This window comes from Tessaracoccus defluvii (genome assembly GCF_014489575.1).
GTDB lineage: Bacteria > Actinomycetota > Actinomycetes > Propionibacteriales > Propionibacteriaceae > Arachnia > Arachnia defluvii.
Genome location: NZ_CP060789.1, coordinates 2864939 through 2888676, shown reverse-complemented (window position 1 = coordinate 2888676; position 23738 = coordinate 2864939). Strand labels below are relative to the sequence as shown.

At 68.7% G+C, this 23738-nt stretch carries 25 protein-coding genes, 1 pseudogene and 1 riboswitch; of the genes and pseudogenes, 15 read left to right on the top strand and 11 right to left on the bottom strand.

The window, feature by feature from the left end; genetic code table 11:
- The first annotated feature begins 8 nt into the window (after positions 1-8).
- From H9L22_RS13725 to H9L22_RS13710, 4 genes are read left to right on the top strand one after another with little or no spacing between them, the layout of a single operon-like run.
- Positions 9-1007 carry a putative FMN-dependent luciferase-like monooxygenase gene (locus tag H9L22_RS13725; RefSeq protein ID WP_187720418.1) on the top strand — a complete coding sequence of 333 codons (999 nt, stop codon included), beginning with the start codon at positions 9-11 and terminating at the stop codon, positions 1005-1007.
- The gene (locus tag H9L22_RS13720) at positions 1007-1603 is read left to right on the top strand and encodes a CMD domain protein (protein ID WP_187720417.1); all 597 of its coding nucleotides are present in this window, start codon (positions 1007-1009) and stop codon (positions 1601-1603) included. The genes H9L22_RS13725 and H9L22_RS13720 overlap by 1 nt, the downstream gene beginning before the upstream one ends.
- Positions 1600-2238 carry an alkylhydroperoxidase domain protein gene (locus tag H9L22_RS13715; RefSeq protein WP_187720416.1) on the top strand — a complete coding sequence of 213 codons (639 nt, stop codon included), beginning with the start codon at positions 1600-1602 and terminating at the stop codon, positions 2236-2238. Before H9L22_RS13720 ends, H9L22_RS13715 begins: the two co-directional genes overlap by 4 nt.
- Positions 2235-3305: a uroporphyrinogen decarboxylase family protein gene (locus tag H9L22_RS13710; RefSeq protein WP_187720415.1), complete on the top strand. Its 1071-nt coding sequence runs from the start codon at positions 2235-2237 to the stop codon at positions 3303-3305. The genes H9L22_RS13715 and H9L22_RS13710 overlap by 4 nt, the downstream gene beginning before the upstream one ends.
- Before the next feature lie 6 nt (positions 3306-3311).
- Here H9L22_RS13710 and H9L22_RS13705 read toward each other — a convergent pair whose 3' ends face one another.
- On the bottom strand, positions 3312-3884 hold the full coding sequence (locus tag H9L22_RS13705; protein WP_187720414.1) for a winged helix-turn-helix domain-containing protein: 573 nt from the start codon (positions 3882-3884) through the stop codon (positions 3312-3314).
- 275 nt (positions 3885-4159) lie between these two features.
- Between H9L22_RS13705 and H9L22_RS13700 the strand changes: the two genes are divergently transcribed.
- A complete protein-coding gene (locus H9L22_RS13700) occupies positions 4160-4684 on the top strand; it encodes a hypothetical protein (protein WP_187720413.1) in 525 nt (174 codons plus the stop codon).
- A gap of 1 nt (position 4685) precedes the next feature.
- Here the strand turns inward: H9L22_RS13700 and H9L22_RS13695 are convergent, their stop codons facing one another.
- Both H9L22_RS13695 and H9L22_RS13690 read right to left on the bottom strand, forming a co-directional pair.
- Positions 4686-5687 (bottom strand): DUF808 domain-containing protein, encoded by a 1002-nt coding sequence (locus H9L22_RS13695; protein WP_187720412.1) that lies wholly within the window; start codon positions 5685-5687, stop codon positions 4686-4688.
- Positions 5659-6696 (bottom strand): NAD-dependent protein deacetylase, encoded by a 1038-nt coding sequence (locus H9L22_RS13690; RefSeq protein WP_187720411.1) that lies wholly within the window; start codon positions 6694-6696, stop codon positions 5659-5661. The genes H9L22_RS13695 and H9L22_RS13690 overlap by 29 nt, the downstream gene beginning before the upstream one ends.
- 101 nt (positions 6697-6797) lie before the next feature.
- On the opposite strand from H9L22_RS13690, the gene H9L22_RS13685 reads away from it, so the two are divergent.
- From H9L22_RS13685 to H9L22_RS13670, 4 genes are all read left to right on the top strand, one after another.
- Positions 6798-8030 carry a dicarboxylate/amino acid:cation symporter gene (locus H9L22_RS13685; protein WP_187720410.1) on the top strand — a complete coding sequence of 411 codons (1233 nt, stop codon included), beginning with the start codon at positions 6798-6800 and terminating at the stop codon, positions 8028-8030.
- Positions 8031-8071: 41 nt separating this feature from the next.
- Positions 8072-8674 carry a DsbA family protein gene (locus H9L22_RS13680; protein ID WP_187720409.1) on the top strand — a complete coding sequence of 201 codons (603 nt, stop codon included), beginning with the start codon at positions 8072-8074 and terminating at the stop codon, positions 8672-8674.
- A 70-nt stretch (positions 8675-8744) separates the two neighbouring features.
- Positions 8745-9257 (top strand): flavodoxin domain-containing protein, encoded by a 513-nt coding sequence (locus H9L22_RS13675; RefSeq protein ID WP_187720408.1) that lies wholly within the window; start codon positions 8745-8747, stop codon positions 9255-9257.
- Positions 9258-9279: 22 nt separating this feature from the next.
- Positions 9280-10122 (top strand): acyltransferase domain-containing protein, encoded by an 843-nt coding sequence (locus tag H9L22_RS13670; RefSeq protein WP_187720407.1) that lies wholly within the window; start codon positions 9280-9282, stop codon positions 10120-10122.
- Between the two features lie 3 nt (positions 10123-10125).
- Here H9L22_RS13670 and H9L22_RS13665 read toward each other — a convergent pair whose 3' ends face one another.
- Positions 10126-10914, bottom strand: coding sequence for an extensin family protein (locus H9L22_RS13665; protein ID WP_187720406.1), 789 nt, complete (start codon positions 10912-10914; stop codon positions 10126-10128).
- 7 nt (positions 10915-10921) lie between these two features.
- Positions 10922-12589 (bottom strand): DUF885 domain-containing protein, encoded by a 1668-nt coding sequence (locus H9L22_RS13660; protein WP_187720405.1) that lies wholly within the window; start codon positions 12587-12589, stop codon positions 10922-10924.
- Positions 12590-12649: 60 nt separating this feature from the next.
- Positions 12650-12712: riboswitch (guanidine-III (ykkC-III) riboswitch) on the top strand.
- 27 nt (positions 12713-12739) lie between these two features.
- Here H9L22_RS13660 and H9L22_RS13655 point away from each other — a divergent pair.
- Genes H9L22_RS13655 through H9L22_RS19050 form a run of 3 tightly spaced genes read left to right on the top strand, consistent with a single transcriptional unit; the run spans position 12740 to position 13894 of the window.
- Positions 12740-13054 carry a DMT family transporter gene (locus H9L22_RS13655; RefSeq protein WP_187720404.1) on the top strand — a complete coding sequence of 105 codons (315 nt, stop codon included), beginning with the start codon at positions 12740-12742 and terminating at the stop codon, positions 13052-13054.
- The gene (locus H9L22_RS13650) at positions 13051-13452 is read left to right on the top strand and encodes a DMT family transporter (RefSeq protein ID WP_226965866.1); all 402 of its coding nucleotides are present in this window, start codon (positions 13051-13053) and stop codon (positions 13450-13452) included. Before H9L22_RS13655 ends, H9L22_RS13650 begins: the two co-directional genes overlap by 4 nt.
- Before the next feature lie 49 nt (positions 13453-13501).
- Positions 13502-13894 carry a hypothetical protein gene (locus tag H9L22_RS19050; protein ID WP_226965865.1) on the top strand — a complete coding sequence of 131 codons (393 nt, stop codon included), beginning with the start codon at positions 13502-13504 and terminating at the stop codon, positions 13892-13894.
- A gap of 85 nt (positions 13895-13979) precedes the next feature.
- Here the strand turns inward: H9L22_RS19050 and H9L22_RS13640 are convergent.
- From H9L22_RS13640 to H9L22_RS13615, 6 genes and pseudogenes are all read right to left on the bottom strand, one after another.
- Positions 13980-14876 (bottom strand): annotated as a pseudogene (locus tag H9L22_RS13640) (DUF7916 family protein); the annotation flags it as partial.
- 22 nt (positions 14877-14898) lie between these two features.
- Positions 14899-15807, bottom strand: coding sequence for a metallophosphoesterase family protein (locus tag H9L22_RS13635; RefSeq protein ID WP_187720402.1), 909 nt, complete (start codon positions 15805-15807; stop codon positions 14899-14901).
- A complete protein-coding gene (locus H9L22_RS13630) occupies positions 15804-15953 on the bottom strand; it encodes a hypothetical protein (RefSeq protein ID WP_187720401.1) in 150 nt (49 codons plus the stop codon). The genes H9L22_RS13635 and H9L22_RS13630 overlap by 4 nt, the downstream gene beginning before the upstream one ends.
- 31 nt (positions 15954-15984) lie before the next feature.
- Positions 15985-17091 carry an ABC transporter substrate-binding protein gene (locus tag H9L22_RS13625; protein ID WP_187720400.1) on the bottom strand — a complete coding sequence of 369 codons (1107 nt, stop codon included), beginning with the start codon at positions 17089-17091 and terminating at the stop codon, positions 15985-15987.
- 37 nt (positions 17092-17128) lie between these two features.
- Positions 17129-18892 (bottom strand): ABC transporter permease, encoded by a 1764-nt coding sequence (locus tag H9L22_RS13620; RefSeq protein ID WP_187720399.1) that lies wholly within the window; start codon positions 18890-18892, stop codon positions 17129-17131.
- Positions 18893-19106: 214 nt separating this feature from the next.
- Positions 19107-19859: a GntR family transcriptional regulator gene (locus H9L22_RS13615; RefSeq protein WP_187720398.1), complete on the bottom strand. Its 753-nt coding sequence runs from the start codon at positions 19857-19859 to the stop codon at positions 19107-19109.
- A gap of 256 nt (positions 19860-20115) precedes the next feature.
- Between H9L22_RS13615 and H9L22_RS13610 the strand changes: the two genes are divergently transcribed.
- Genes H9L22_RS13610 through H9L22_RS13600 form a run of 3 tightly spaced genes read left to right on the top strand, consistent with a single transcriptional unit; the run spans position 20116 to position 23735 of the window.
- The gene (locus H9L22_RS13610) at positions 20116-21084 is read left to right on the top strand and encodes a dihydrodipicolinate synthase family protein (RefSeq protein WP_226965864.1); all 969 of its coding nucleotides are present in this window, start codon (positions 20116-20118) and stop codon (positions 21082-21084) included.
- Entirely contained in the window at positions 21084-22724 is a 1641-nt protein-coding gene (locus H9L22_RS13605; RefSeq protein ID WP_187720396.1) for an ABC transporter substrate-binding protein, read from the top strand. Before H9L22_RS13610 ends, H9L22_RS13605 begins: the two co-directional genes overlap by 1 nt.
- A gap of 54 nt (positions 22725-22778) precedes the next feature.
- Positions 22779-23735 carry an ABC transporter permease gene (locus H9L22_RS13600; RefSeq protein ID WP_187720395.1) on the top strand — a complete coding sequence of 319 codons (957 nt, stop codon included), beginning with the start codon at positions 22779-22781 and terminating at the stop codon, positions 23733-23735.
- The last annotated feature ends 3 nt before the right edge of the window (positions 23736-23738 follow it).

The following is a 23738-nucleotide window of genomic DNA, read 5'->3' as shown; positions in this document are numbered from 1 at the left end:
GACCACCCATGACCACCCCCCGCATCGGCCTGTTCACCCGCCTGCTCGAGGATGCGAGCCCCGCCGACCGCTACCGCTTCGCGCTCGAACAGATCGCCACGGCCGAACGCCTCGGTTTCGCCAGCGCCTGGGTCGCCCAGCACCACTTCCACGCGGCCGAGGGTGGCCTGCCGTCGCCGTGGGTGCTGCTCGGCGCCGCGGCCGCCACCACCTCGACCATCCGGCTCGGCACCGGCGTCATCACCCTTCCGCTCGAAGACCCGATCCGCGTCGCGGAGGACGCCGCCGTCGTCGACGAGATCAGCGGTGGCCGGGTCGAGATCGGCATCGGCACCGGCGGCACGCCGGCCAGCTTCACCGCCTTCGGGCTGCGTTCGGAGGACCGGCGCGACCTGTTCGCCGCCAAGTTCGCCACGCTGCTCACGGCCTTCGACGGCGGGTCCCTCGGCGCCGACGAGAACCGGCTGTACCCGGCGGCGCCCGGCCTGGAGCGTCGCCTGTGGCAGGCGACGTTCTCCGCCGCCGGCGCCGCGCTGGCCGGGGCGCGCAACGACGGCCTCATGCTGTCGCGCTCGCAGCCCCGCCCCGCCGACAACCCGGACGCGTCGCTGGTGGAGATCCAGGCCCCGATCGTCGAGGTCTACGAGGCTGCCCTCGGCGACGGCGGCCAGCGTCGACTGCTGGCGTCCCGCACCGTCGTCGTGGTCGACGAGGAGAACCGCACCCGCGTCCTCGAGGCCGCGCTGCCGAGCCTGCGCCGGTTCGCCGGCGGCTTCGGCGGCCGCGACCTGACCGGTCTGAACCCCGAGGAGATCCTGCTCGCCACCGACTCGGTCTTCGGGACCCCCGACGAGGTGATCGACCAGTTGCGCCGCGACACCGTCGCCGCGTCGGCCACCGAGGTCGCCTTCCAGGTCCACTCCCTCGAGCCGGGCCACGAGATCACGCTGCGCTCGCTCGAACTCCTCGCCACCGAGGTGGCCCCGGCGCTCGGCTGGGGGGCGTGATGACCGACATCATCTCCACGCTGGCGGGCCTCGCGCCCGGCGATCCCGTCGATGCGCTCCGCGACCGTCGCCCCCAGGCCAGGGCCAACGCCCAGGTGAGCTTCGAGGCGCTGTTCGAGCCGGCCGATCCCGGCACCTTCGGGCTCGACGAGCGCCTCGCCGTCGCGCTGTTCGTCGCCGTGCTGCACGACGACGCCGCCTCGGCCGGGTTCTACGCCGACCTCCTCGGCGATGTCGCGGACGACGCCCTGATCGCCGCCGTCCGCGACGCGGGCGACGCCACCCGCGCCGCCGGACCGACCGGCAGCTACCGGGAGCCCGGCCTGGCCTCCGAGTCGGTGCCCACCGGGGAGGCGGTCCTCCCCGCCGGAGCCGCCGCCACGCTGGGTGACCGCCTGGCCGCGGGGCTGCGACACGTGCACCTGCTGGTGCTCCACCCCCGCGACGCCCGCCAGGAGCACCTGGCGCGGCTCATCGACGCCGGCTGGAGCCTCGACGACATCGTCACGCTGTCCCAGGCCGTCGCGTTCCTGACCTTCCAGCTGCGCGCGGCCGCCGGGTTGCGCGTCCTTGCCCGACTCGAGGAGCTCGCATGACCGCCGGACTCGTCCCCGTCCAGAAGGGCCTTGGCCCCGACCGCTTCGTCGTGGGAGGCCTCGGCTGGGTCCCGTGGATTGAGCCGCTGGCCCGCGAGGACCTGACGGAGCGCCACATCGATGCCCTCGTCGAGCCCGAGCGGGCGGCGAACCCGTACTTCCGGCTGCTCGCCCGCGATCCCGAGGTGCTGAAGGCCCGCACGCTCACCGACCTGGACATCTTCTACAACGCGGCCGACGGGCTGCCGCGGGCCGAGCGCGAGCTCGCCGCTGCCGCCACGTCGCGGCTCAACGGCTGCGTGTTCTGCGCCTCGGTCCACACCAACTTCGCCGTCCGGGAGGACCCGACGATCGCCGGCGCCGTCACCGCGCTCGTCGACGACGGCGTCTCCGCCGACCTGGGCGACGAGAGGCTGGGTGCGGTCGTCGCCGCCGTCGCAGCACTCAGTGCCACGCCGATCGCGTTCGACGAGGGGCACGTCGCGCGGCTGCGCGCCGCGGGCCTCGACGATCTCGCGATCATCGACCTGATCAACGGCGGATCGTTCTTCAGCTGGGCCAACCGGCTCATGCTGTCGCTGGGGGAACCGGAAGAGGCGGCCAAGCGCCGCGCGCAACGCAAGGAGAACCTGTGACCACCACCACGACACGGATCGACTGGCGGGCCGTCGACTCGGACCACCGCCGTCGCTTCGAGGCCACCCTGGCCGGCGACGCCCCGGACGGCACGCTCGCCACCTCGGCCTGGCAGCACTTCCCTGGCCTCGAGTACGACACCGAGGCCCTCAGCAGCGCCATCGCGGCCCAGGTGCTCAAGCATGACTTCGGCTGGCTCAAGATCAACCCGCGCGGCATCTACTACGGCGAGGTCTGGGGTGCCGTCTATGACGACTCCGACTACGGCGGTGGCGAGGTCCCGCGCCTTGTCAGCCCCGCATGGACGACTGTCGACGACCTGGCAGGCGTCGTTGCCCTGCCCGACTCGCCCGTCCTGGCGGAGCAGGTCGAGCTGCAGGCGCAGCTGCGCAGGCTGCTGCCTGACCGGCCGCTCGTCTACACCGTCTTCTCGCCGCTGAGCGTCCTGCTGCAGGGGCTCGGGCTGCCGCTCTACGTCGGGCACCCGGCGTTCGGGCCGACCCCGACGCTGCGGATCGACGAGCTGTGGGCCGCCGACCCGGCCGTGCTGCACTCCGCACTCGGCGCCATCACCGACACCCTCGTCGACTTCGTCGGCAGGCTCAGGGAGGCCGGCGCGGACGGCATCTTCTACGCCGTCACCGGCACCGCCAACCCGGCGCTCAGTGCAGACGAGGGCTGGTTCGCCGAGTTCTCCACCCCCTACGACCAGCGGGTCCTGCATGCCGCCTCCGGCGGGGTACGGGTGCTGCACACCTGCGGCCCGCACTCGCACCCGGAGCGGTTCGTGAACTGGCCCGTCGAGGTCCTGCACTGGGACTCGTTCGCCGCCGGAAATCCGGGGCTCGCGGATCTGCCGGGCGTCGTCGCCGGCGGCGTGGACCATCGCATCTTCGACGGCGACCACGACGATGAGATCGCGGCGCAGACCGACGCGGCGCGGGCGGCGTTCGGGGAGCGGCGGTTCCTGCTGGCCCCGACCTGCACCGTGGTCAGCGGCGGGCTGAGCGACGGCTCGCTCGACCTGCTCGCCGCGGCCTCGGGGGCCAACCGGGACGGGCGCTGACCGCGGCTACGAGGCGCGGTCGACGGCCTCCTGCGCCGTCAGCACGGTGACGCCGGGCAGCGGGTCGAAGCGGTAGCCGAGGCCGCGGACCGTGCGGATCGTCGCTCCGTAGCCGCCGAGCCGGCTGCGGAGCCGCCGGATGGTGACGTCGATGATGCGCTGGTTGCCCGGCGTCGTCGACCCGCCCCACACCGCCTCGAACAGGCCTCCGCGGTCGAGCGGGCTGTGGGCGGAGGCGATCAGCACGCGCAGGAGCTGGAATTCGCGGGGCGACCGCCGCACGTCGGCGCCGTCGATGCGCGCCTGCTCGTGGCGCAGGTCGACGATGAGGCCGTCCTCAGACGGCGGGCGGTGCGCCACCGTCAACCGCGGCCGGCTTCCGCGTTGGGCCGGGCGGGGCACCAGGTAGGTGAACTCGGTAGAGGCGGCGGGCAGCATCGCGGAGAGCTGGTAGCGCAGCGCCTTGGCGATCTTGTCGAGGCTGGTGCCCGCGCGGCGGGCCTCCTCCTCGGTGAGGCTGACGGACAGGACGAACCCGCGCAGCGGAGGGGTCTTCGCGGGAGTGGGATTGAGGGTCATGACGGTGCTCTCGGGCTGCGTCGGCCGGGCGGCTCGACGTGTCGACGTGTGGTGTGTGCCTCGGGGGCGGGGCCGGTGGGGCCAGGGCGGATCGTCGGGGATCAGCGACAGCAACAGGCCATCATGCGGGCGTCAAGGGGATTGGCCTGGCGCGACATGATGACGACATATGACATGGCGAGATCGTAACCCGGCGACATCGGCTCCCGGCGCGCGCCCACGGCGGGTTCGCGGCAAGCGAAAGGGTGGGCCGCGGGCGCCGTAGGCTGCGGGGCGTGACTCAGCCTCAGCACCCAGACTTCGGCTACCCGGGCCAGCCCGGGCAGCTGCCCGCCCCGTACCCCGGCCCGGTCCCGGCGCCCTACCAGCCGGGGATTCCCCAGCCGTACTCGCAGCCTGGCCCGCCCGCAGATGCCGGCTGGTTGCGGCTCCATCTCGAGGGCAGCTTCTGGTCCAATTCGTTGATCGCGCCGACGGCGACCCTCGACGGGTATCCCGTGACCCTCGGGTCGTCGCACGGAGTGTTCCAGTTCCCCGTCCCGCCGGGTCAGCACCGCATCCACCTGCACCAGAGCTGGCTGCGCACCTACGGTTCCGCGGACCTCGACTTCGTGGCCATGCCCGGTCAGGTGGTCGACGTCTTCTACAAGGCCCCGATGCACCAGTTCGCCGACAGGGGCAACATCGGCTTCGTCCCGCAGGAGCGGCCGGGGGTCGGCGTGTTCGTCGCCATCCTGCTGATCCCGGTGGCCGTGGCTGCTCTCTTCTTCGTGTTCGCGCTGCTCTTCGCCCCCATGTGACCTACTCGGCGGCGGGCCCCTCGATGTGCGCGGCCTTGATCGCCTCGGCGGCGTCCGCCTGTGTCGGCTCGTCGGCGTGCTCGTCGTGCTTCTTCCCGAACGGCAGGAGGTGGACGACCGCGACGACGACGGCGCCGACGATCAGGCCGAGGACCGCGGAGAAGAACGTGTTGACGAGCCAGCCGACGAACCCGCCGGCGGCGTGCGCTGCCGCCTCCTCCAGGTGGTGCACGAAGTCGTAGATGGGCGTGAAGCCGAGCTCGTTGATGCCGACCAGCAGGATGTGACCGCCCACCCAGAGCATCGCGGCGATGCCGACGGTGCTGAGCACCTTCAGCACGATCGGCATTCCCTTGACGAGGCCCTCGCCCAGCTTCTTGGTGGCGGGGCGCTGCGACAGCTTCAGGCCGACATCGTCCATCTTCACGATCAACCCGACCACGCCGTAGACGAGCGCGGTGATGGCGAACGCGACGATGATCAGGGTGACGAGCCGCATCCAGAAATTCTCGGCTGCGATCTCGTTCAGCGAGATCACCATGATCTCGGCCGACAGGATGAAGTCGGTGGTGATGGCGCCCTTCACCATGGCGGCCTCATAGTCGGAGCCCCGGATCACGGCGGGGGCCTTCTTGGAGCCGCTGTGCCCGCTGAGCGACTCCCACAGCTTCTCGGCCCCCTCGAAGCAGAGGTACAGGCCGCCGCACATGAGCAGCGGCGTCAGCAGCCACGGCAGGAACTGGCTGAGCAGCATGATCACCGGGAGGATGAACACGACCTTGTTGATGATCGAGCCCTTGGCGATCTTCCAGACGACCGGCAGTTCCCGGTCCGGCGTGAAGCCCGACACGTACTGCGGGGTCACCGCCGCATCGTCGACGACGACGCCGACGGCCTTCGTGGATGCCTTCGCAGCCGCTGCTGCGATGTCGTCGACCGAGGCGGCCGCCGCCCGCGCGATCGCGGCGATGTCGTCAAGGAGTGCTGCCAGTCCGCCGGCCATGGGGTACCTCTCTCGCAGGTGAACGGGCAGAGTCTACGGCCCGCAGCGGCTCAGTCGTGCGCGGCGGATGGGCGGCCGTGATCCTGGCCCAGGCGCCGAGCACCTCTTCGAGTCTGCCGTGCAGCCGCAGGCTCGCCAGGTCGTCGCCGCGGGTGGCGCCGTCGTTGAGGATGACTACCTCGCGGCCCTCCCGCACGCCGCGCCGCACGAAACGCAGCCCGCTCATCACCGTCAGGCTCGTGCCGAGGACCAGCAGCGCGTCGGCGTCGTCGAGCAGCGCGTTGGCTGCCGCGACGGTGCTGCGGTGGGCGTTCTCGCCGAAGAAGACGACGTCGGGCTTCAACATCCCTCCGCACCCGGCGCAGGCGGGGTACCGGAAGTCCTCGGTCCGGTCGACCTCGGCGTCGCCGTCGGGCGCCGTCCTGGCGTCCTCGGCCAGGTTGATCAGCTGCTCGGCGTATCGGGGATTCAGGTGGAGAAGGTCCGCCTGCAGGTCGGCACGGCTGAGCCGGGCCCCACAGTCGAGGCAGATGACGTCGGCGAGGTTGCCGTGCAGATCCACCACCGGTGCCGACCCGGCCAGCTGATGCAGGCCGTCGACGTTCTGCGTGACGATCCCCGTGATCGGTGTGTGCCGGGCGAGTTCCGCCAGGGCCAGGTGTGCTGCGTTGGGCCGCGCCCTGCCGAAGAACCTCCAGCCGACGGTGCTGCGGGCCCAGTAGCGGCGCCGGCTCAGGTCCGAGCCGACGAACTCCTGGAACGTCATGGGGGAGCGGGGGACGGCGTCCGGTCCGCGGTAGTCCGGTAGGCCGGAGCCGGTGGACATCCCGGCCCCCGTCAGCACCATCGTCGGCCGCCCGCGGAAGAGGTCGAGGCCTGCGGCGAGGTCGGCGGCGTCGGAGATCCGTCCGTGGTCGCCGGTGCCGGGCCCCCAGGCGCCGTACGGCAGGGTGACCCCTTCCCTGGCGGTTCTGAACCAGCCTCCGACGTCGGCCGTCTCGGGTCTCATGGGAGCTCCTTCCGCTGGCGGGCCTGGCCCGACCCATCCATTGTGCTTCGTCTATCGGCCCCCGCCGCCATCCTGCGCGGGCGTCGTTGTAGCGTTCGCCCATGCATGAGCAATCGCCACCGAAGCCGAAGTTGTCTCTCGGACTGCTCCCGCAGATCGCCATCGCGATCGCGCTGGGTGTCCTCTGCGGGTTCGTGTTCCCCGATCCCCTGACCCGCATTTTCATCACGTTCAACGGCCTCTTCGGCCAGTTCCTCGGGTTCGCCATCCCGCTAATCATCGTCGGCCTGATCGCCCCCGCCATCGCCGACCTCGGCCGCGGAGCCGGCAAGTGGCTCGGCATCACCGCCGCCATCGCCTACGGGTCCACGCTGATCGCCGGCCTGATGGGCTACGGCGCGTCGATGCTGGTCCTGCCGCGCGTCCTGCCGGCCGGCGGGGCGCCGTCGCTGACCAACCCGGACGAGGCGCTGCTGGAGCCCTACTTCAGCCTCGCGATCCCGCCGCTGTTCGGCGTGACCACGGCGGTCGTGCTGGCCTTCGTGGTGGGCATCGGGCTCACGGCCCTCACGGGACAGTCGCTGCTCAACGGGTTCCGTGAGCTCCGTTCCCTGGTCAACTGGGTGATCGCCAAGATCATCATCCCGCTGCTGCCGCTCTACATCTTCGGCATCTTCCTGAACATGACGCAGGGCGGCCAGGTGGCCACGGTCATCACCACGTTCCTCGGTGTCGTCGTGTTCGTGTTCATCCTGACCTGGGTGATGCTGTTCCTGCAGTTCTGCGTCGCCGGCGCCGTCTCCCACCGCAACCCGATCCGGATGCTCGGCACGATGCTGCCGGCCTACGCCACGGCGCTGGGGACCTCGTCGTCCGCCGCTACCATCCCCGTCACGCTGCGGCAGGCGGTCAAGATGGGCGTCTCGCAGCCCGTCGCCTCCTTCACCGTGCCGCTGTGCGCCACGATCCACCTCGCTGGCTCGATGATCAAGATCACCTGCTTCGCTCTCGCCGTGATGATGCTCACCGGGCGGGACGTCAGCCCCGGCCTGATGATCGGCTTTATCTGCATGCTCGGCATCATGATGGTCGCCGCCCCCGGCGTCCCCGGTGGCGCCATCATGACCGCGGCGGGCCTGCTGGCATCGATGCTCGGCTTCACCGAGCCCGAGGTCGGCCTCATGATCGCGACCTACATCGCCATCGACTCGTTCGGCACCGCGACGAACGTGACCGGCGACGGCGCGATCGCCGCGATCATGGACAAGCTCATCGGTCGCTCGAAGGGGTACGACGAACTCGAGGAGGAGGCGGAGGCGGCCGCCGTCGCCTGAACGGACCCGCGACGCACGGCGTCATGTGCTGAGATGGGGCCATGACGACGCATGTTGATTTCTGGTTCGATCCGACCTGCCCCTGGGCCTGGATGACCTCGCGCTGGATGCTCGAGGTCGAGCAGGTGCGCGACGTGAAGACCACCTTCCATGTCATGAGCCTGTCCGTCCTCAACGACGGCCGCGACCTCGACCCCGGCTACCGCGCCCACATGGACAAGGCGTGGCTGCCGGCGAGGGCCTCGCTGCTCGTCGAGCAGCGCCACGGCTCCGACAGGCTGCGCGAGTTCTACACGGAGATCGGCACCCGGTTCCACCTGCGGCAGGAGCCCATCGCTGCCGACACCGTCGCTGCGGCGCTGGCGGCTGTGGGAGCGGACGCAGACATCGTCGACATCGCACAGACCGACGCCGTCGACGAGGCCCTGCGCCGCTCGCACCACGAGGGCATGGATCCCGTCGGCGATGAGGTCGGCACCCCGGTGCTGCGCGTCAACGGCATGAGCCTCTTCGGTCCTGTCATCTCGCCCGCCCCGAAGGGCGAGGAGGCCGGCAAGCTGTTCGACGGCTTCGTGCTCGTCACGGCCTACCCGGGCTTCTTCGAACTGAAGCGGACCCGCACCGTCGGGCCCATCTTCGACTGACAGCACCGTTTCCCGGGGTAACGGCACCCGCCCCGCCGGGCACGCCGCCCCCGGGATATCGTGAGTCCCCATGGGTACTGTTCTGATCGCCTACGCGACCCGCACCTCCGCCGCGGCCGACATCGCCGACGCCGTCGCGGAGGTGCTCCGCTCAGCCGGCCACGAGGTGCGCGTCGCCGATGTCAGGACCGACCCGGGCGTCGACGGCGCCGACCTCGTCGTGTTCGGCAGCGGCATCAACGCCTCCGCCTACTACCCTGAAGCGACCGCGTGGCTGAAGGCGAAGGCGGCCGACCTGGTCTCCACCAGGCTGGCCGTGTACAACACCTGCCTGAACGCCGCCGACCCGGCCAAGCAGGACCTCGCCCTCTCCTACAACGACGCCGTCGTCGCCCGGCACGGAGCGCTGTCCAGCGCAGCCTTCGCCGGACGGTACGTGCCGGCCGAGGTGGGCTGGGCGTCCAAGCTGCTCGCACGGGTCACCCGCCGGCGCGCCCAGGACCACCTCGACGCAGATGCCGCCCGTGCCTGGGCCGAGGCGCTGCTCCCGCTCGCGGACCCCGAGACCCCGCCGCACCGCTGACCGACGCCCGTCGGAGGAGATCATGGACGCCATCACGCCCGGATTGCTGGAGCTGCTCGGGTTCCGTCCCGCCGACGCCGCCGACCTGCTCGCGCGCCTGCCCCGGTTGACCCCTGGAGACCACGCTGAGATCGAGCGGCTCACCGGACTGCTGCGCGGCAACCTCGGCCGCGTCGGAGAGCGCGTCAATCCAGTCGGGGAGGAGCCGCGACCGCACCGGCTCGGCACCGACTTCCCCCTGCTGATCGCGCTGGTGAGCGTCGCCCCCGAGATGGTGGCGGTGCTGACCGGACGTGGCGTCGACGAGGAGACCGCGTGGCGCTCGGCCTCCGACCTCGGCCAGCAGGTCCACATCCACCGCCTGGTGCACGGCGGATTCGGCCTCGGCGCCGGAGGCTGGGTGGCGACCAACTACAGCGGCTCACTCCTGTGGCTCGGACGGCTCCAGTACACGCTCGAACCGGAGACCTCCTCCCTCGGCTGCCACATCCCCGAGGCGGGGCCGCTGACGCCGGAGCTGGTCGACGCCTCGCTGGAGCTGGCCCGGCAGGTGGCGCTGCCCGCCTACTCCGACTTTGAGATTACCGGCTTCACCTGCACCTCCTGGCTGCTGGATGCCGGGCTGTCCGAGCGGCTGCCCGCCACCTCGAACGTGGCGCGGTTCGCCGCCCGCTTCGAACCCTACGGAGAACCCGGGGACGGGCGCCGCGACGCACTGTTCTTCGGCTTTCACCGGGAGACCAGGGATGGCGGTGAGGTGGATCTCGACTCGTTGCCGCAGGACTCCAGCCTGCAGCGCGCTGCGTTGGCGGGTCTGCGGGGCGACGGCGTCACCGTCACGTCGGGCCGGATGCCGCTGCGCTGATCCTCAGCTGCGGGCGACGGCTGCGTCGAGGAACGCGCGCCAGCCTGCCGGTGTCGCAAGCCGGTCGACGATGCCGTGGTCGCGCTGCACCGCCCGGACAGCCTCCCGGGTGATGTCGTCGTAGCTGCCGGTCAACGACACGTCGGCGCCGAAGACGTGACGCAGCACCCCCTGCACCACGGTGGTCTGGGCCGCCGAGCCGGCGTTGTGGGAGGGAGCCTCGTAGCCGTTGACGCCGTTGTCGACGTGCAGGTGGTTGTGGTGGGCCAGGTTGTAGGGGTAGCCGAGCGTGTAGGTGAATCGCGTCGAGAGGGAGGCCGCCAAGCGCCAGTAGCTGCGCAGCCGGGACGGGTCGTCGCCCCAGAGGTCGTAGCGGCACGACACGGTGCCGTTCTCGTGGACGAGTTCGGCGATGTCGAAGGCCCTGCCGGCGGAGTGCCAGGAGGGGCACTTGTCGACGTAGGCGCCGTAGGTGGACACCTCCATCAGAGCCCCGAGGCCGGCGGCGGCGACCCATTCGCCTGCCCACTGCTGCAGCAGCGCGGCGAAGGCCGGATCGGCGTCGAAGGACTGCCGGGTGCCGGATTCCGCGTAGCTGAGCGGCGCCCCTGCGACCTCCGACATGGGCGCCAGCGCGTCAGGCACCCGGCACGCGGCCTGGCCGCCCCCGCCCCCGCCACCGCCGTCGACGCCTCTGGACCCGCCGTCGCCCCCGCCGCGACGCCCACAGGCGACGACAGGGGCGACGGCCAGGCCGAGGCCGGTGGTCAGCAGGATGCGGCGCGGCAGCATGCCGGGGTCAGAGGTTGCGCAGGGCGGCCCGCAGCACGTCGAGCCCGACGGAGCCGAGGTCGAGGGCCGAACGGTGGAAGTCGCGCAGATCGAAGGCGTCGCCCTTCCGTGTGGCGGCCTCGTCGCGGGCCTGCTCCCACAGCCGCTGGCCCACCTTGTACGACGGCGCCTGCCCGGGCCAGCCGAGGTAACGGTCGAGCTCGAAACGCAGGAAGTCGGGCTGCATGCTGACGTTCTCGCGCAGGAAGTCCCACGCGTTGTCAGCGTTCCAGGTGCCGCCGCCGGGGAACTCCTTGCCGAGGTGGACGCCGATGTCGAGCACCACCCTGGCTGCCCGCAGCCGCTGCGAGTCGAGCATGCCCATCCGGTCGCCGGGATCGTCCTGGAAACCGAGGTCGGCCATCAGCCGCTCCGCGTACAGGGCCCAGCCCTCGCCGTGACCCGACACCCAGCACAGCAGGCTGCGCCACTTGTTCAGATCGGTGGCGCGGTAGACGGCCTGCCCGATCTGCAGGTGATGCCCCGGGACACCCTCGTGGTACACCGTCGTCTTCTCCTGCCAGGTCGAGAACACGTCGACGCCCGGCGGAACCGACCACCACATGCGGCCCGGCCGCGAGAAGTCGGCGTTGGGCCCGGTGTAGTAGATGCCGCCGTCCTGGGTCGGGGCGATGCAGCACTCGAGGGTGCGCAGGGGCTCGGCGATGTCGAAGTGCGTGCCGTTCAGGGCGGCAATCGCCGCGTCGGAGGTCTCCTGCATCCACCGCTGCAGGGCGTCGGTCCCGTGCAGTTGCCGGGTGACGTCGTCGTTCAGCCGGGCCATCGCCTCGACGGTGGTGGTGCCGTCGCCGTAGAGCTGGTGGGCGATGTCGTCCTGCTCGGCGAGGATGCTGGCCAGCTGCTCGCGGCCCCATTCGTAGGTCTCGTCGAGGTCCACCGTCGCACCCAGGAAGCGGCGGGAGAAGCGCTGGTAGCGCTCGCGCCCGACCGCGTCGTCCTCGGGGGCTCCGCCGCGCAGGTCGGCGAGCGCTTCTGCGAGTCGCCCGTAGGCGGAGCGGGCCGCGTCGGCGCCGCGTGTCAGGTCGGCGGCCAGCGTCAAGGGGACCTTCGCGCCGGAGGCCAGCTGCGCCCAGAAACCCTCCAGGGCTGCCATGTCACGGGCCTGGTCGATACCGATGTCGATCTGACGGCGGGCCGGGAAGGGGCCGTGCGCGCGGTCGGCGGCATGCCGCAGGGAGGCGATGTAGCCGTCGACGCCGCCTGCCACGGCCTGCATGCGGGCAGCGATGTCGGCCCAGTCGTCGTCGGTGGAAGTCGGCATCAGGTCGAACACGGCGCGCATCGACTGCAGCGGGGAGGCCAGGTTGTTGAGCTCCGCGTGGGTCTCGCCGGCGTCGTACAGCTCGAGGTCGAGCGAGAGACGCTCGATCATGGCGGCCCGGGTGACCTCGTCGATCGCGTCGACGGGGACGGCGGCCTCCACCTGGCGCAGGGTCTCGCGGGTCGCATCGGCCACTGCGGCCAGGCCGTCGGGCGAGAAGTCGTCGATGGCCCGCGGGTCGCCGGCCACGCCGATGTCGGTGGCGATCATGGGGCTGAGGGTGGCGATCGTGTCGACGAACGCGTCGGCGATCCGGTCGAGGGGCGTCGCGGCGCGCACGGGGGAATCGGACATGACACGACGCTAGCACCGGGCACCGGCCCCGGGGCGGCCCCGCCCCAGCGTTTGCTACCCTGTGGGACGGCGATCCCGCCCCGGACGACGGTTCAGTACCCGGTGATGACAAGACTGGCCAACCGTCGTCAACGAAAGGGACATTCCCGAATGGACTGGGTCATTCTCCTTGCATCCGGCGTGCTGGAGGCCGTCTGGGCCACCGCGCTCGGCCGCTCGGACGGGCTGCGCCGGCGGGTGCCGACGCTGGTCTTCGTCGTCGCGTCGATCGCGAGTCTCCTCGGGCTCGGCTTCGCACTCAACACCCTCCCCACGGGCACCGCGTACGCCGTCTGGACCGCCACCGGCGCCTCCCTGACCGTGCTCTGGGCCATGATCACGGGCGCCGAGCGGGCCGGGCTGGTAAAGGTGCTGCTCCTGCTGGGGATCGTGACGTGCGTCGTCGGGCTGAAGGCGCTCGCATGAGGGGCGCGACGAGCATTCCCCGCGGCCTGGCGTGGCCCGTGCTGCTGCTCAGTGCCGTCCTCGAGGCAGTCTGGGCCAACGCGCTGTCCGCCAGCAACGGCTTCACCGATCTCGCTCCGACGCTGGTGTTCCTGGTGGCCACCGTCGCCTCCGTCGTGGGGCTGTCGTTCGCGATGCAGCACATCCCCACCGGCACCGCCTACGCCGTGTGGACGAGCGTCGGCACCGTCCTGACCGTCGGCTACTCGGTGGCGACCGGCGCCGAGGCGATGTCGTGGCTCAAGGCGCTGTTCCTGGTTGGGATCGTCGGCTGCGTGATCGGGCTGAAGCAGCTCGACGGCGGCGCAGACGCCGAGGCCGGGTCGGAGGAACCGGCCGAGGTTGACGCACTGGCTTGATACCTTTCCGGGGGCGACACCAGGTCGCCGCCCAGACAGGAGCGTCGCCATGTCTCTCAACCTGCCTCAGTGGATGTCGCTGATCATCCCGGCCCTGCTGCTCGCGCTGTTCATCGTCGGCGTCGTGCGAAGCGGCGGGGTGCCCCGGATCCTGCTCGCGGTTGCTGCCGTGACCAACGGGATCGGCGTCCTGCTCGGCCTGTTCGGGCACCAGATCTCCCAATCGATCGGCTTCGCCTGGTACGGGATGATCGTGGGGGTTCCCAACATCGTCTCCGGCATCTGCACGGCTGTGGCCCTGATCATCGGGCGCCCCGGGGTGCCTACGCAGCCCACGAATCCCGGCGGCTACCCGCCGGCCTCGGGCTATCCGGGGTACCCGTCTGTGCCGGGCTACCCGCCGGCCGCCGGCCACCAGGGCGGGGCGCCCTACCAGCAGTGAGCCGGGCCGCCGGAGTGGACGCGGACAGGGGCCGGGACGATCAGTCGTCCCGGCCCCTGTGTGTCTCGGCGAACTCGTTGCCGGCTCAGCGGAGAACTGAACGGGCCATGCGGGCGATCGTGTGTCGCCGTCCGCGCACCGCGATGGAGTAGGCGAAGATGTTCTCCGGCGTGGCGATCCCGCTGTAACCGGCGTCACCGATGTGATGCAGGTCGGCGCCGGCCATCTTCGCTGTGAGCGCGAACTGACGCATGGTCGCCTCGTCCGAGCCTTCCTGTGAGGTGCCGATGGTGGTCATCACCAGCGCACCCCGGGAGTGGACGCGGGAAACGAGTGGGTGCACCAGTTCGAGAGTCACGCCCGGCACCGTTCCCGGAGCGGGGAGAAGGACGATATCCGCACCGGCATCAATGAAGGCGTCGACCTCAGCAAGGGTCAGCAGGCCTCCTTGGGGCCCGAACACGCCTGCCGCATGCATCCGACCCGCAGCGAGGACCAACCGGTCCCCGACGACCTCGTGCGCCTCGGCGACGGCATCCGCGATGGTGTGATTACTGACCCCCGCGCCGGGATTCCCGGTGAAGACGATCAGGTCGACCCCGAGCTCCGCGGCTCTCAGGGCATTGGCCTGAGTGGCGCGCCGTCCCGGCGGAACGAAATAGGGGTCCGCAGGGTCCGGTTCGTATCGGGCGTCGATTGGCTCGAGGTTGATTCCCACAGGTCGCCCCGCAAGGCGCTTCAGCGTCCGGACAGAGTCCGCGATCGGGGTATCGCCCGGCAGCCCGTTGATCACCGGATCGTCCACGTCGAGGAAGTTCAGCAGGATCATGTCGGCCGCAAGGCTGGCCGCGACCTCTGCGTTCGTGATGCCGGCGATCAGTGGCTCGGTGAGTGCAGAGGTCTCGCAGATCAGGGTGCGTCCCTCTGCGGCAGTGATTGCCTCCAGCAGGTCCGGCCGGGTCATCGACGCGAAGTCGGACGCGGCGCAGTCGAGAAGTCGGGGGTCACGCTTGCTCCTTGGTTCCTGTGGTTGGGGTGACGTCCGGTGTCCAGCTGCCCTGGCGCTCGGCGTCGGTGCCCGATGAGAACAACGGGTCTTTGCGTGCCTCCTCGATGCCTGTCTCCCAGAAGATCCTGGGCCCTTCGGTGTCGACGGTCGAGTACCTCCATGTAGCGCCGTCCCAGTCATAGACGCGGAAAGAAGAGGCGCCGGGGCCGAGGCCGCCGGCAGTGAACTGAAGGCAGCGGGAATTGATCCTGCGCAGAGAGGTGAGGTGAACATGCCCACACAGGTAGGCGATGACCTGGGGGTTATCGTCGATCACCCGGGTGAGTGCGACCGCCGACCGGTCCACATAGCCCATGGCCGCGAAAGCCTCGTCGCTGGACCAGGCTCTCGGAACGACGACGGGATAGTGGCCAACCACGACCACCGGACCTATCGCCTCACGCAGCCACAGCCGCAGCTGGCCCAAGGCGTCGTCGGGGTCGTCCTCGCGGAGAGCGATTCCGACGATCTGGAGTCCATGGAGGTCCATGCTGCGGATGGGTTCGGTCCCGAAAGTCTGTGCGTAGCCGGTCTCTGCGAACTCCACATCCTCGTATGCTTCCATCGGATGGAGCCGGCCACGGAGGCGGTTTGCCCCCAGATCATGGTTTCCCGGCACGGTGAGGTACGGGACGTCCAACCTGTCGAGCCATGATTTGGCCAGGGTGAAATCGGCAGGCGAGACGGATCCCCGGTTCGTCAGGTCGCCTGTGGCGACGACGAAATCCGGCTCGAGGCGAAGGATCGCGGCGCGCGACCGTTCCAGTCGGGATGCGAGCCCGGGGTACTGCTCGGTTGCTTCCGGTTCCAGATGCAGGTCCGAGACATGCACAATTCTCAGGACCTGCACACCGTCGCGGGTCATTCGGTCTTCGAGGCTTCCTGGATGGCAGCCAGCACCTGCCTGGTGTCGTTGCCCTCGGTCACCGCGAGGCCGATGTCCGACTTGATCCGGGCGTTGACGCCGGTCCAGCCAGGCTGCGTCGTCGGGTAGAACCGGGACTGCTCCATCAGGTCCAGGTCGGCAGGCGTGAGCCCGGTCTCAGGATCGTTGATCGTGATATCGAGTGCCGACTTGGTGGTCGGGAAGGCGCCCTCTGTCTTGGCGACGCTGGCGTAGTGCTCCGCCTCGTAGTAGCGGGTCAGGAGGTCGGCGATCAGCTGCTGGTTGCCGTCCTTCTTGAAGGCGAGCAGGTTGTCCTGGATCCCGAGCGTCAGGGGGCGGCGCCGCCCGCGGTCGGGTAGGTCGCCGTCCCGAAGTCGATGCCAGCTTCGCGTGCCGGCGTGGTGAATGCGCCGGTACCGAGAGTGCCGTAGGCCATGGCGGCCTTGCCCTGCTGGAACAGGGGTAGGTGCCGTCACCGGTGTTCGTCTGACCGGGGTTCGGCTGCGTGCAGCCGTCGGCCGTGAGCTGCTTGATGAACTCGAACGTCTCCACGTTCGTGTCGCTGTCGATGACCCATTCGCCGTCCTTGAAGTAGTCTCCGCCGCCTGAGTACGTCCACAGGGCGGCCTCAGCCGTGCCACCCACGGCGCCGAGAGCCACGGCGAAGGGCACGATGTCCTCCTCGAGTTCCTTGATCTTGGAGCACTGCTGGATGAGCTCTTCGAATGTCGCCGGTGGTGCCGTGATCCCAGCGCGATCGAGGATGTCCTTGTTGTAATACAGGACGTTCACCGAGGCCACCATCGGCATCGCGTACTGCACTCCCTCGAGCTTGGAGTTCTCTGCGAAGGCTGGGAGGAAGTCGTCCATGATCGTCTGCGAGAGCACGTCCTCGGCAGGGTAGAGGAGGCCTTCAGCGGCGTAGCTGGCCCAGTTGCCGAAGTTGAGGATGTCAGGATACTGCTGCGTCTGGATGAGGGTGTTGACGGTGGGTGTGAGTGCTCCCCAATCCAGCACCTGAAGGTCGACCTCGACGTCGGGGTGATCGACCTTGAACTCGTCGATGATCTCGTTCCAGTGGTCCTGTGTTTTGGGCGAATACTGCGCCAGGACGATGGAGAGGGACTTCGCACCCTCGGTGGGGGAGGAGCCGGACTGAGAGGAAGCGGGCTGGGAGGAAGGAGTTCCTCCCGGCTCCGCGGAGCATCCAGCCAGCGCGAGCGAGAGAGCGCCGAGGGCGAGAGGGACGGTACGGAACTTCATTGTTACTCCTTGGTCCTGGGGTTCAGGGCGGATGGGATCACTTGACTGCGCCGGCGGTGAGTCCACCGACGAGGCGACGCTCGATGAGCGAGAACAGAACAACTGCAGGCACGATGGCCATCAGCGAGGCTGCGAACAGGTACTGGTAATTGGTCTCGAAGACCCCGACGAACTTGTTGATGCCCACCGTCAGAACGACACGTTCCCGCGAGGGGTCGTTGAAGACGGTCAGGGCCAGGAGGAACTCGTTCCAGACGCCGATGAACGTGTAGACGATCACTGTGACGAGACCCCCGCTGATGAGGGGGGTGATCACGCGGATCAGGATGCCGAGGCGTCCGAGCCCGTCGATCGTGGCTGCCTCATCCAGCTCGATGGGGACGGCGGCGATGTTCGCGTACAGCAGCCACACGGCGAAGGCCAGGTTGAACGCTGTGTTCACGAGGATGATGAACCAGTACTCGCCGATCGCGTTTACGAGAACCGCCTCGCGGTAGATGCCGATGACGACAGCGACTCCAGGCAGCATCTGTGTCATGAGGATCAACGCGAGGAAGCCCGACCGACCCCTGAACTGTGCCCTGGAGACGATGTAGGCGGCTGGGAGGGCGACGACCAGGACCAGCAAGGTGGTCAGGCCGGCGACGGTGAGGCTGACACGGAAGTACTGGGCTAGATCGATCTTGTTCCAGACCTCGATGTAGTTCTCCCACCGCCATTCGGTCGGCAGGTAGGTCGCCGGCATCGACCAGAGTTCCTTGGTGGTCTTCAAAGAGGAAAGGAACATGACGATGTAGGGCATCAGGAAGAACAGGCTGATGATGATCGCCACGAGGGTCGCCAGAGGCGCACGGAGCCAGCCAGTCGTGCGTCGCCAGCCGGGGGCGAGCGGGGCCAGCAGGCGACGCAGCGCGATGCCGCGGCCGATCGCCCAGTCGCTGAGCGACTCTCGGAGGGCTCGGACAAGCAGCGAGGTCCGGCCGGGAGTGCCGTCGCTGCCCAATGGGCGGGCCAGGAACATGTAGCCGACGATCAGCACGATCAGGAAGAGGAAGTTCAGCGCGCCCAACGCCGCGGCCTTGCCCATGTCCAGCTGCACCGTGAACGCGATCTTGTACAACCACGTCACGGTCGTGTCGGCGATGTTGCCGGCGCTGGCGCCTGTGATGACCCAGATGATGGTGAACGCGTTGAACACGTGGAGCAGGTTGAGAACCATCGCGACGAAGATCGTGGGCCGGATGCTGGGTAGCACCACGCTTGTCCAGGTGTGCCATGAGCTGGCGCCGTCCATACCAGCAGCCTCGATCAGGTCAGTGGGAACCGTCTTCATGCCGCCCAGCAGAACGTAGGTGCTGAAGGGGATGGACGTGACGATCCCCACCAGCATCACGGACATGAACGCCGTGGATGGGTCCTTGAACCAGTCCGGGTAGCCCACGAGGATGCCCAGGTCGTTGAGTATCCGATTGAGCATGCCCGAGCGGCCCTCGAGGATGAACCGCCACACCGTGCTCGTCATCACCAGTGCCGATGCCCAGGGAACGATGAGACAGAATCGCAGGAATCGCTCGCCGCGGGGCTGAGTGTTCATGAAGGTCGCGAGGGCGAGAGACAGCACCATCGTGAAAGAGACGACCACCACCAGCCAGGTCAAGGTGTTCGCGACGACCGGACCGAACATCGGCTCCCGGAAGAGTGCCGCGTAGTTGTCGAGCCCCACAAATCCCTTGATCTGGCCGATCTGGTTCGTCTTCATGAAGGACAGCCAGATCGAGTATCCAGCCGGGAAGGCGATCACGGCGAGGATGACGGCAACGGTCGGTGTGATCCAGACCGCAGGCGGGACGAGGCCGCGAAGGCGGGCCCGGGAACGAGAAGACCCATCCCTGAGGGAGGGCTTCGTAACTGCACCGCGACTCTGTGGCATGAGGTGGACTATACCACTTTGGCGAGTGTGTGCCAGCCACCCCGATCTGCTGGATGCGGCGGTGGCGGGCGAGGGGAGCGGCGCCTCAGTCGCGGGTGTCGACCGACATGCGGATCTCGAAACGGTCGGCGCGGATCAGGGCGGTGCCGATCTCGATGACGTTGTCTGCTTCGTCGAAGGTCGTTACTTCCGACAGGAAGGCTGCGCTTCCATCGCTGACGCGCAACTGCCTGGCGTCCGCACCCTCCAGCCGAGCCACCGTGAACCGACGCTCTGCCCGCACGACGTGGCAACCGTACTCATCTTGCAGGAAGTCGCGGATCGATATCTGCTTGAACGGTGCGGTCTCCAGGCCTGGAAAGCGGTCCAGAGAGAGGTATGTCTGCTCGATCGACATGGGTATCTCATCTGCGGTGCGCACGCGACGCAGGCACATGATCGGGTGGTCCCTCCAGATCTGCACCTGGTCGGGCGACGAGTCGTCGACAACGAGCGTGGTGACCTCGGCCTGTGCGACGCCGGGGGACATGCCCAGTGCGGCGATCTCGTTGGAGAAGGAGGGGAGGCCGGGGGCGATGGGGACGCGGGGCTTGGCGACGAAGGTGCCCTTACCGATGACCCGGGTCACGCGCCCGGCTCGTGCCAGTTCCTCGATCTGGTTCCGCACTGTCATGCGGGCCACGCCGTAGCGCTCGGCAAGCGCGCGTTCGGAGGGGATGGCGCTGCCTTCGGGAAGGCTCACGAGGAGTTCCTCCAACAGCGCGTACAACTGCTGGCCCTTGGGCTGCTCCGGAGCAAGCTCCCCGAGTGCCACAGGCACCCGTGTGATGCGGCTCATCATCATCCTCAACAGGCCCCATTCGTGATCTCGATAGAACGACAACTGCCACCCTATGTTCCCAGGCGACGCGTCGTAGCTCCCGCCGTCCGGCGCTGCGCACTCTGGTGGCCCCTCGCGACCGCACGAGCCCTCCCGGTCGTTATCAAACTGTGATGCGACTCCCTATCGCAGGGTCGAATCTATCTGTATTATCATGTCATCGGACATCCCATGACTGTCCTGAACCTCAATGCCGAGTGATTGGAACAAACGCGTGACTGACCTGCTCACCGGTGTGATCCCACCCCTGGTAACCCCGTTCGATGCGAACGGCGACGTCCACACCGACGACCTCAGGAGCCTGTGCGGCTCACTCGCCGACGGCGGGGTGCACGGGCTCTTCGCCCTCGGATCGTCAGGGGAGGTCGGCTTCCTCAGCGATGCCATGCGCGACACGGCGCTCGCCACCATCGTGGAGGCCAGCCAGGGGCTTCCCGTGCTCGCCGGCTGCATCGACACGTCCGCCACGCGGGTCCTCGACCACGCACGACGCGCCGCGGATATCGGCGCCGGCTACGCCATTGTGACCGCACCGTTCTACGCCAAGACCTGCACGGCGGACATCGAGGCGCACTTCCGCTGGATCGCGGAGCGGAGCCCGCTGCCCGTCGTCGCCTACGACATCCCCGTCGCTGTGCACTCCAAGCTCGATTCCGACATGCTTGTCCGCCTCGCGCTCGACGGCGTGATCGCAGCGGTCAAGGACAGCTCGGGCGACCAGGGTGCCATGCGGCGACTGATCCGCCTCAACAAGGCCGCCGGTAGCCCGCTGCGCGTGTTCACCGGGACGGAGGTCGTCGTCGACGCGAACCTGCTCATGGGCGTCGACGGCGTGGTCCCAGGGCTCGGCAACGTCGCGCCCGCCGGCTATGTCCAGCTCTACGACGCCGCCCGTCGGGGCGACTGGGCGACCGCCGTCACCTGGCAGGACCGGCTCGAGGAGTTCTTCGACATTGTCTACGCCGACCCCGATCTCGTCGGGCCGGCGCAGGCGATCGGCGGATTCAAGGCCGCCATGACCCGCAGAGGAGTCCTCTCCTCCTGGCGCACCTGCGCCCCGCAGCGTCCGCTCTCCACGGAGGCGGTCGCGAAGATCAACGAGCTGACAGACAGCTACGTCACTTGGGAGGCCGGGCAGCTCGGCCGTCCCGCCACCGCACACATCGAGACAAAGGAGTTCTGATGAAGCGTCGCACTGTTCTGGGCGGAGCCCTGATCCTACCCCTGGCCGCTGCCTGCGGCGGCGAACCCGTCGGCACCGCCTCCACCCCGGGGTCCGTCGTCACCAGCGGGGGAGCCACGGCCATCCCCGCCGGCGGCGAGGTGCTCGCCGACCCGCGGGTCCGCCAGGCCATGGCGTACGCCATCGACATGAAGTCGGTGACGGAGTCCCTGTTCCAAGGCGCCGCCAAGCCCGCCAACACCCTCATGCCCGACGGCCCCTTCAAGCCGACGAATGGCCTGGAGGCCTACGCGTACGACCCGGAGAAGGCCAAGCAGTTGCTGGCTGAGGCCGGCTGGGATTCCAGCCGCGAGCTGGATCTCGTCTACTACTACGGCGACCAGGCGACCGTCGACTTCATGGCCGCGGTCCAGCAGTACCTCGACATGGTCGGCATGAAGGTCAAGCCGCGCAAGCTCGAAGGCGACCTCGCCTCGCAGCTCTGGGTCAAGCCTGACGATCCGGTCGCCGGCCCCTCCGGTGTGAAGTGGGACCTGGCCTACGCCGCGATCGCGGCGCTCGCACCGCAGGAGTACTACAACCGGTTCCTGCCGACCTACAGTGGCAACTCCTACTGGCCCGACAACCCGGAGTACACCGCGCTCATCGAGGAGACCAGCGCCTCGGCCGATCCTGAAGTGCAGGCGAAGGCGTTCCACGAGACCGTGAACTGGGAGAGCAAGAACCTTCCCGGGATCCCGCTGTACTACCAGCCGGTGTTCATCGCCTACTCGGACAAGCTCGACCGCAAGGGCGCCGCGTTCGGCAACGACCAGTACAACTACGACTGGGCCATCCACACCTGGGACATCCCGGCCGGCAGCGACGGCAAGAAGACGCTGCGCACCAACGGCGGCCCAGTCGAGTTCTTCGACATGCCGTTCTTCAACCCCGGCGTGTTGCTTTCGCAGAAGATCATGTGGGACCACCTGATCGTCGCCGACGAGAACCTGGTGCCGAAGGCCGGCCAGCTCGCCGAGAACTACGAGATCTCCGACGACGGGCTGACCATCACCTTCACGATGCGCGACGGGATCACCTGGCACGACGGGGAACCCATCACGGCCGAGGACGTGAAGTTCACGTTCGAGTTCGCGAAGAAGGTGCCGACCGTGCACACCGTCTTCGCCGGCACGCTCGAGAAGATCAGCGACATCACCGTGTCGGGGAAGCAGGTCGTCTTCACGTTCTCGGAGCTCGACTCGATGGCGCTGACGACGTTCTCGCAGCTTCCGCCGCTGCCGCAGAAGCACCTGGCGTCGTCCGACCCGCTCACCTTCCAGCAGGACCCGTACTTCCAGAACCCCATCGGATCGGGCCCGTTCAAGGCGGTCGACATCAAGATGGGCGACTACGCCCTCTACGAGGCGTTCGAGGGCTACTGGCAAGGCCGTCCCGTCATCGACCAGGTGCGCCAGTATCCGTCGGGTGAGTCGGACCCCAACCTGGTCAAGAACGTCCAGGCCGGCACCGTCGACTACGCCTACTCGAAGTCGATCGACGACGTGCTCGCGATCGCCCAGGTCCCCGGCATGAAGACCGAGTCCGTCGACGTCTTCTACACCCGGCTCTTCTTCGTGAACTCGTTCCCGAAGCCGTAATCCTCAGCCGAGCGGGCGACGGCACCGCGTCGTCGTCCGCCCGGGAAGGTGAACATGATCAGCTACATCATTCGCAAGATCCTCATGCTCATCCCGATGCTCCTGGTGCTCACGTTTCTCGTCTATCTCGGGCTGGAACTGATGCCCGGCGATCCGGTGAGCTACATGATCGGGCCCGAGGCAGCCAGCCTGGCACCGGAGCAGCTCGACGCGATGCGGCAGGCCCTGGGACTCGATCAACCGTTCCTGGTGCGCTACTGGCTCTGGCTCCAGGGGGTCCTCACAGGGAACTTCGGTTTCTCGCTCTCGTCGGGGCAGCCCATCAGTGGCATCCTGGCCGCCAAGCTGCCGGCGACCCTGCAACTCTCGGTGGCCGCCCTCATCTTCTCCAGCGCCGCCGGCGTGGTGCTCGGTGTCGTTTCCGCCCTGCGCCGCGGCACCGCGGTCGACAACAGTCTCACCGTCCTCGGCATGATCGGTCTGTCCATCCCGGAGTTCTTCCTCGGTCTCGTCCTGGTGTCGGTGTTCGCCATCAGACTCGGCTGGTTCCCCGCGGCCGGGAGGATCGAGCCGGGGGACACCTCGTGGGTCCAGCAGTTGGACAATCTGTTCCTGCCCGCTATGGCGCTCGGTGTCGCGATGTCGGCGGGTGTCATGCGGTACTCCCGCGCAGCCATGCTGGACGCCCGCAACAAGGCCTTCGTCGTGACAGCGCGCTCGAAGGGCATGCCGGAGTGGCGCGTGAACCTGATCCACGGGTTCCGGGTCGCGTTGACCCCTGTGGTCGTCCTCGTCGGCTTCCGACTGCCGATCCTCATCGGCGGCTCCGTCGTCATCGAGCAGATCTTCCAGTGGCCCGGCATCGGACTGGAGTTCATCACCGCGGTGAGGGGCCAGAACTATCCGCTCATCATGATGATCACGCTGCTCTCCGTGAGTGCGGTGCTGATCTCGTCCCTGGTGGTCGACCTCGTGACGGCGTGGATCGACCCCCGCGTCAGGTTGGAGTGAAGC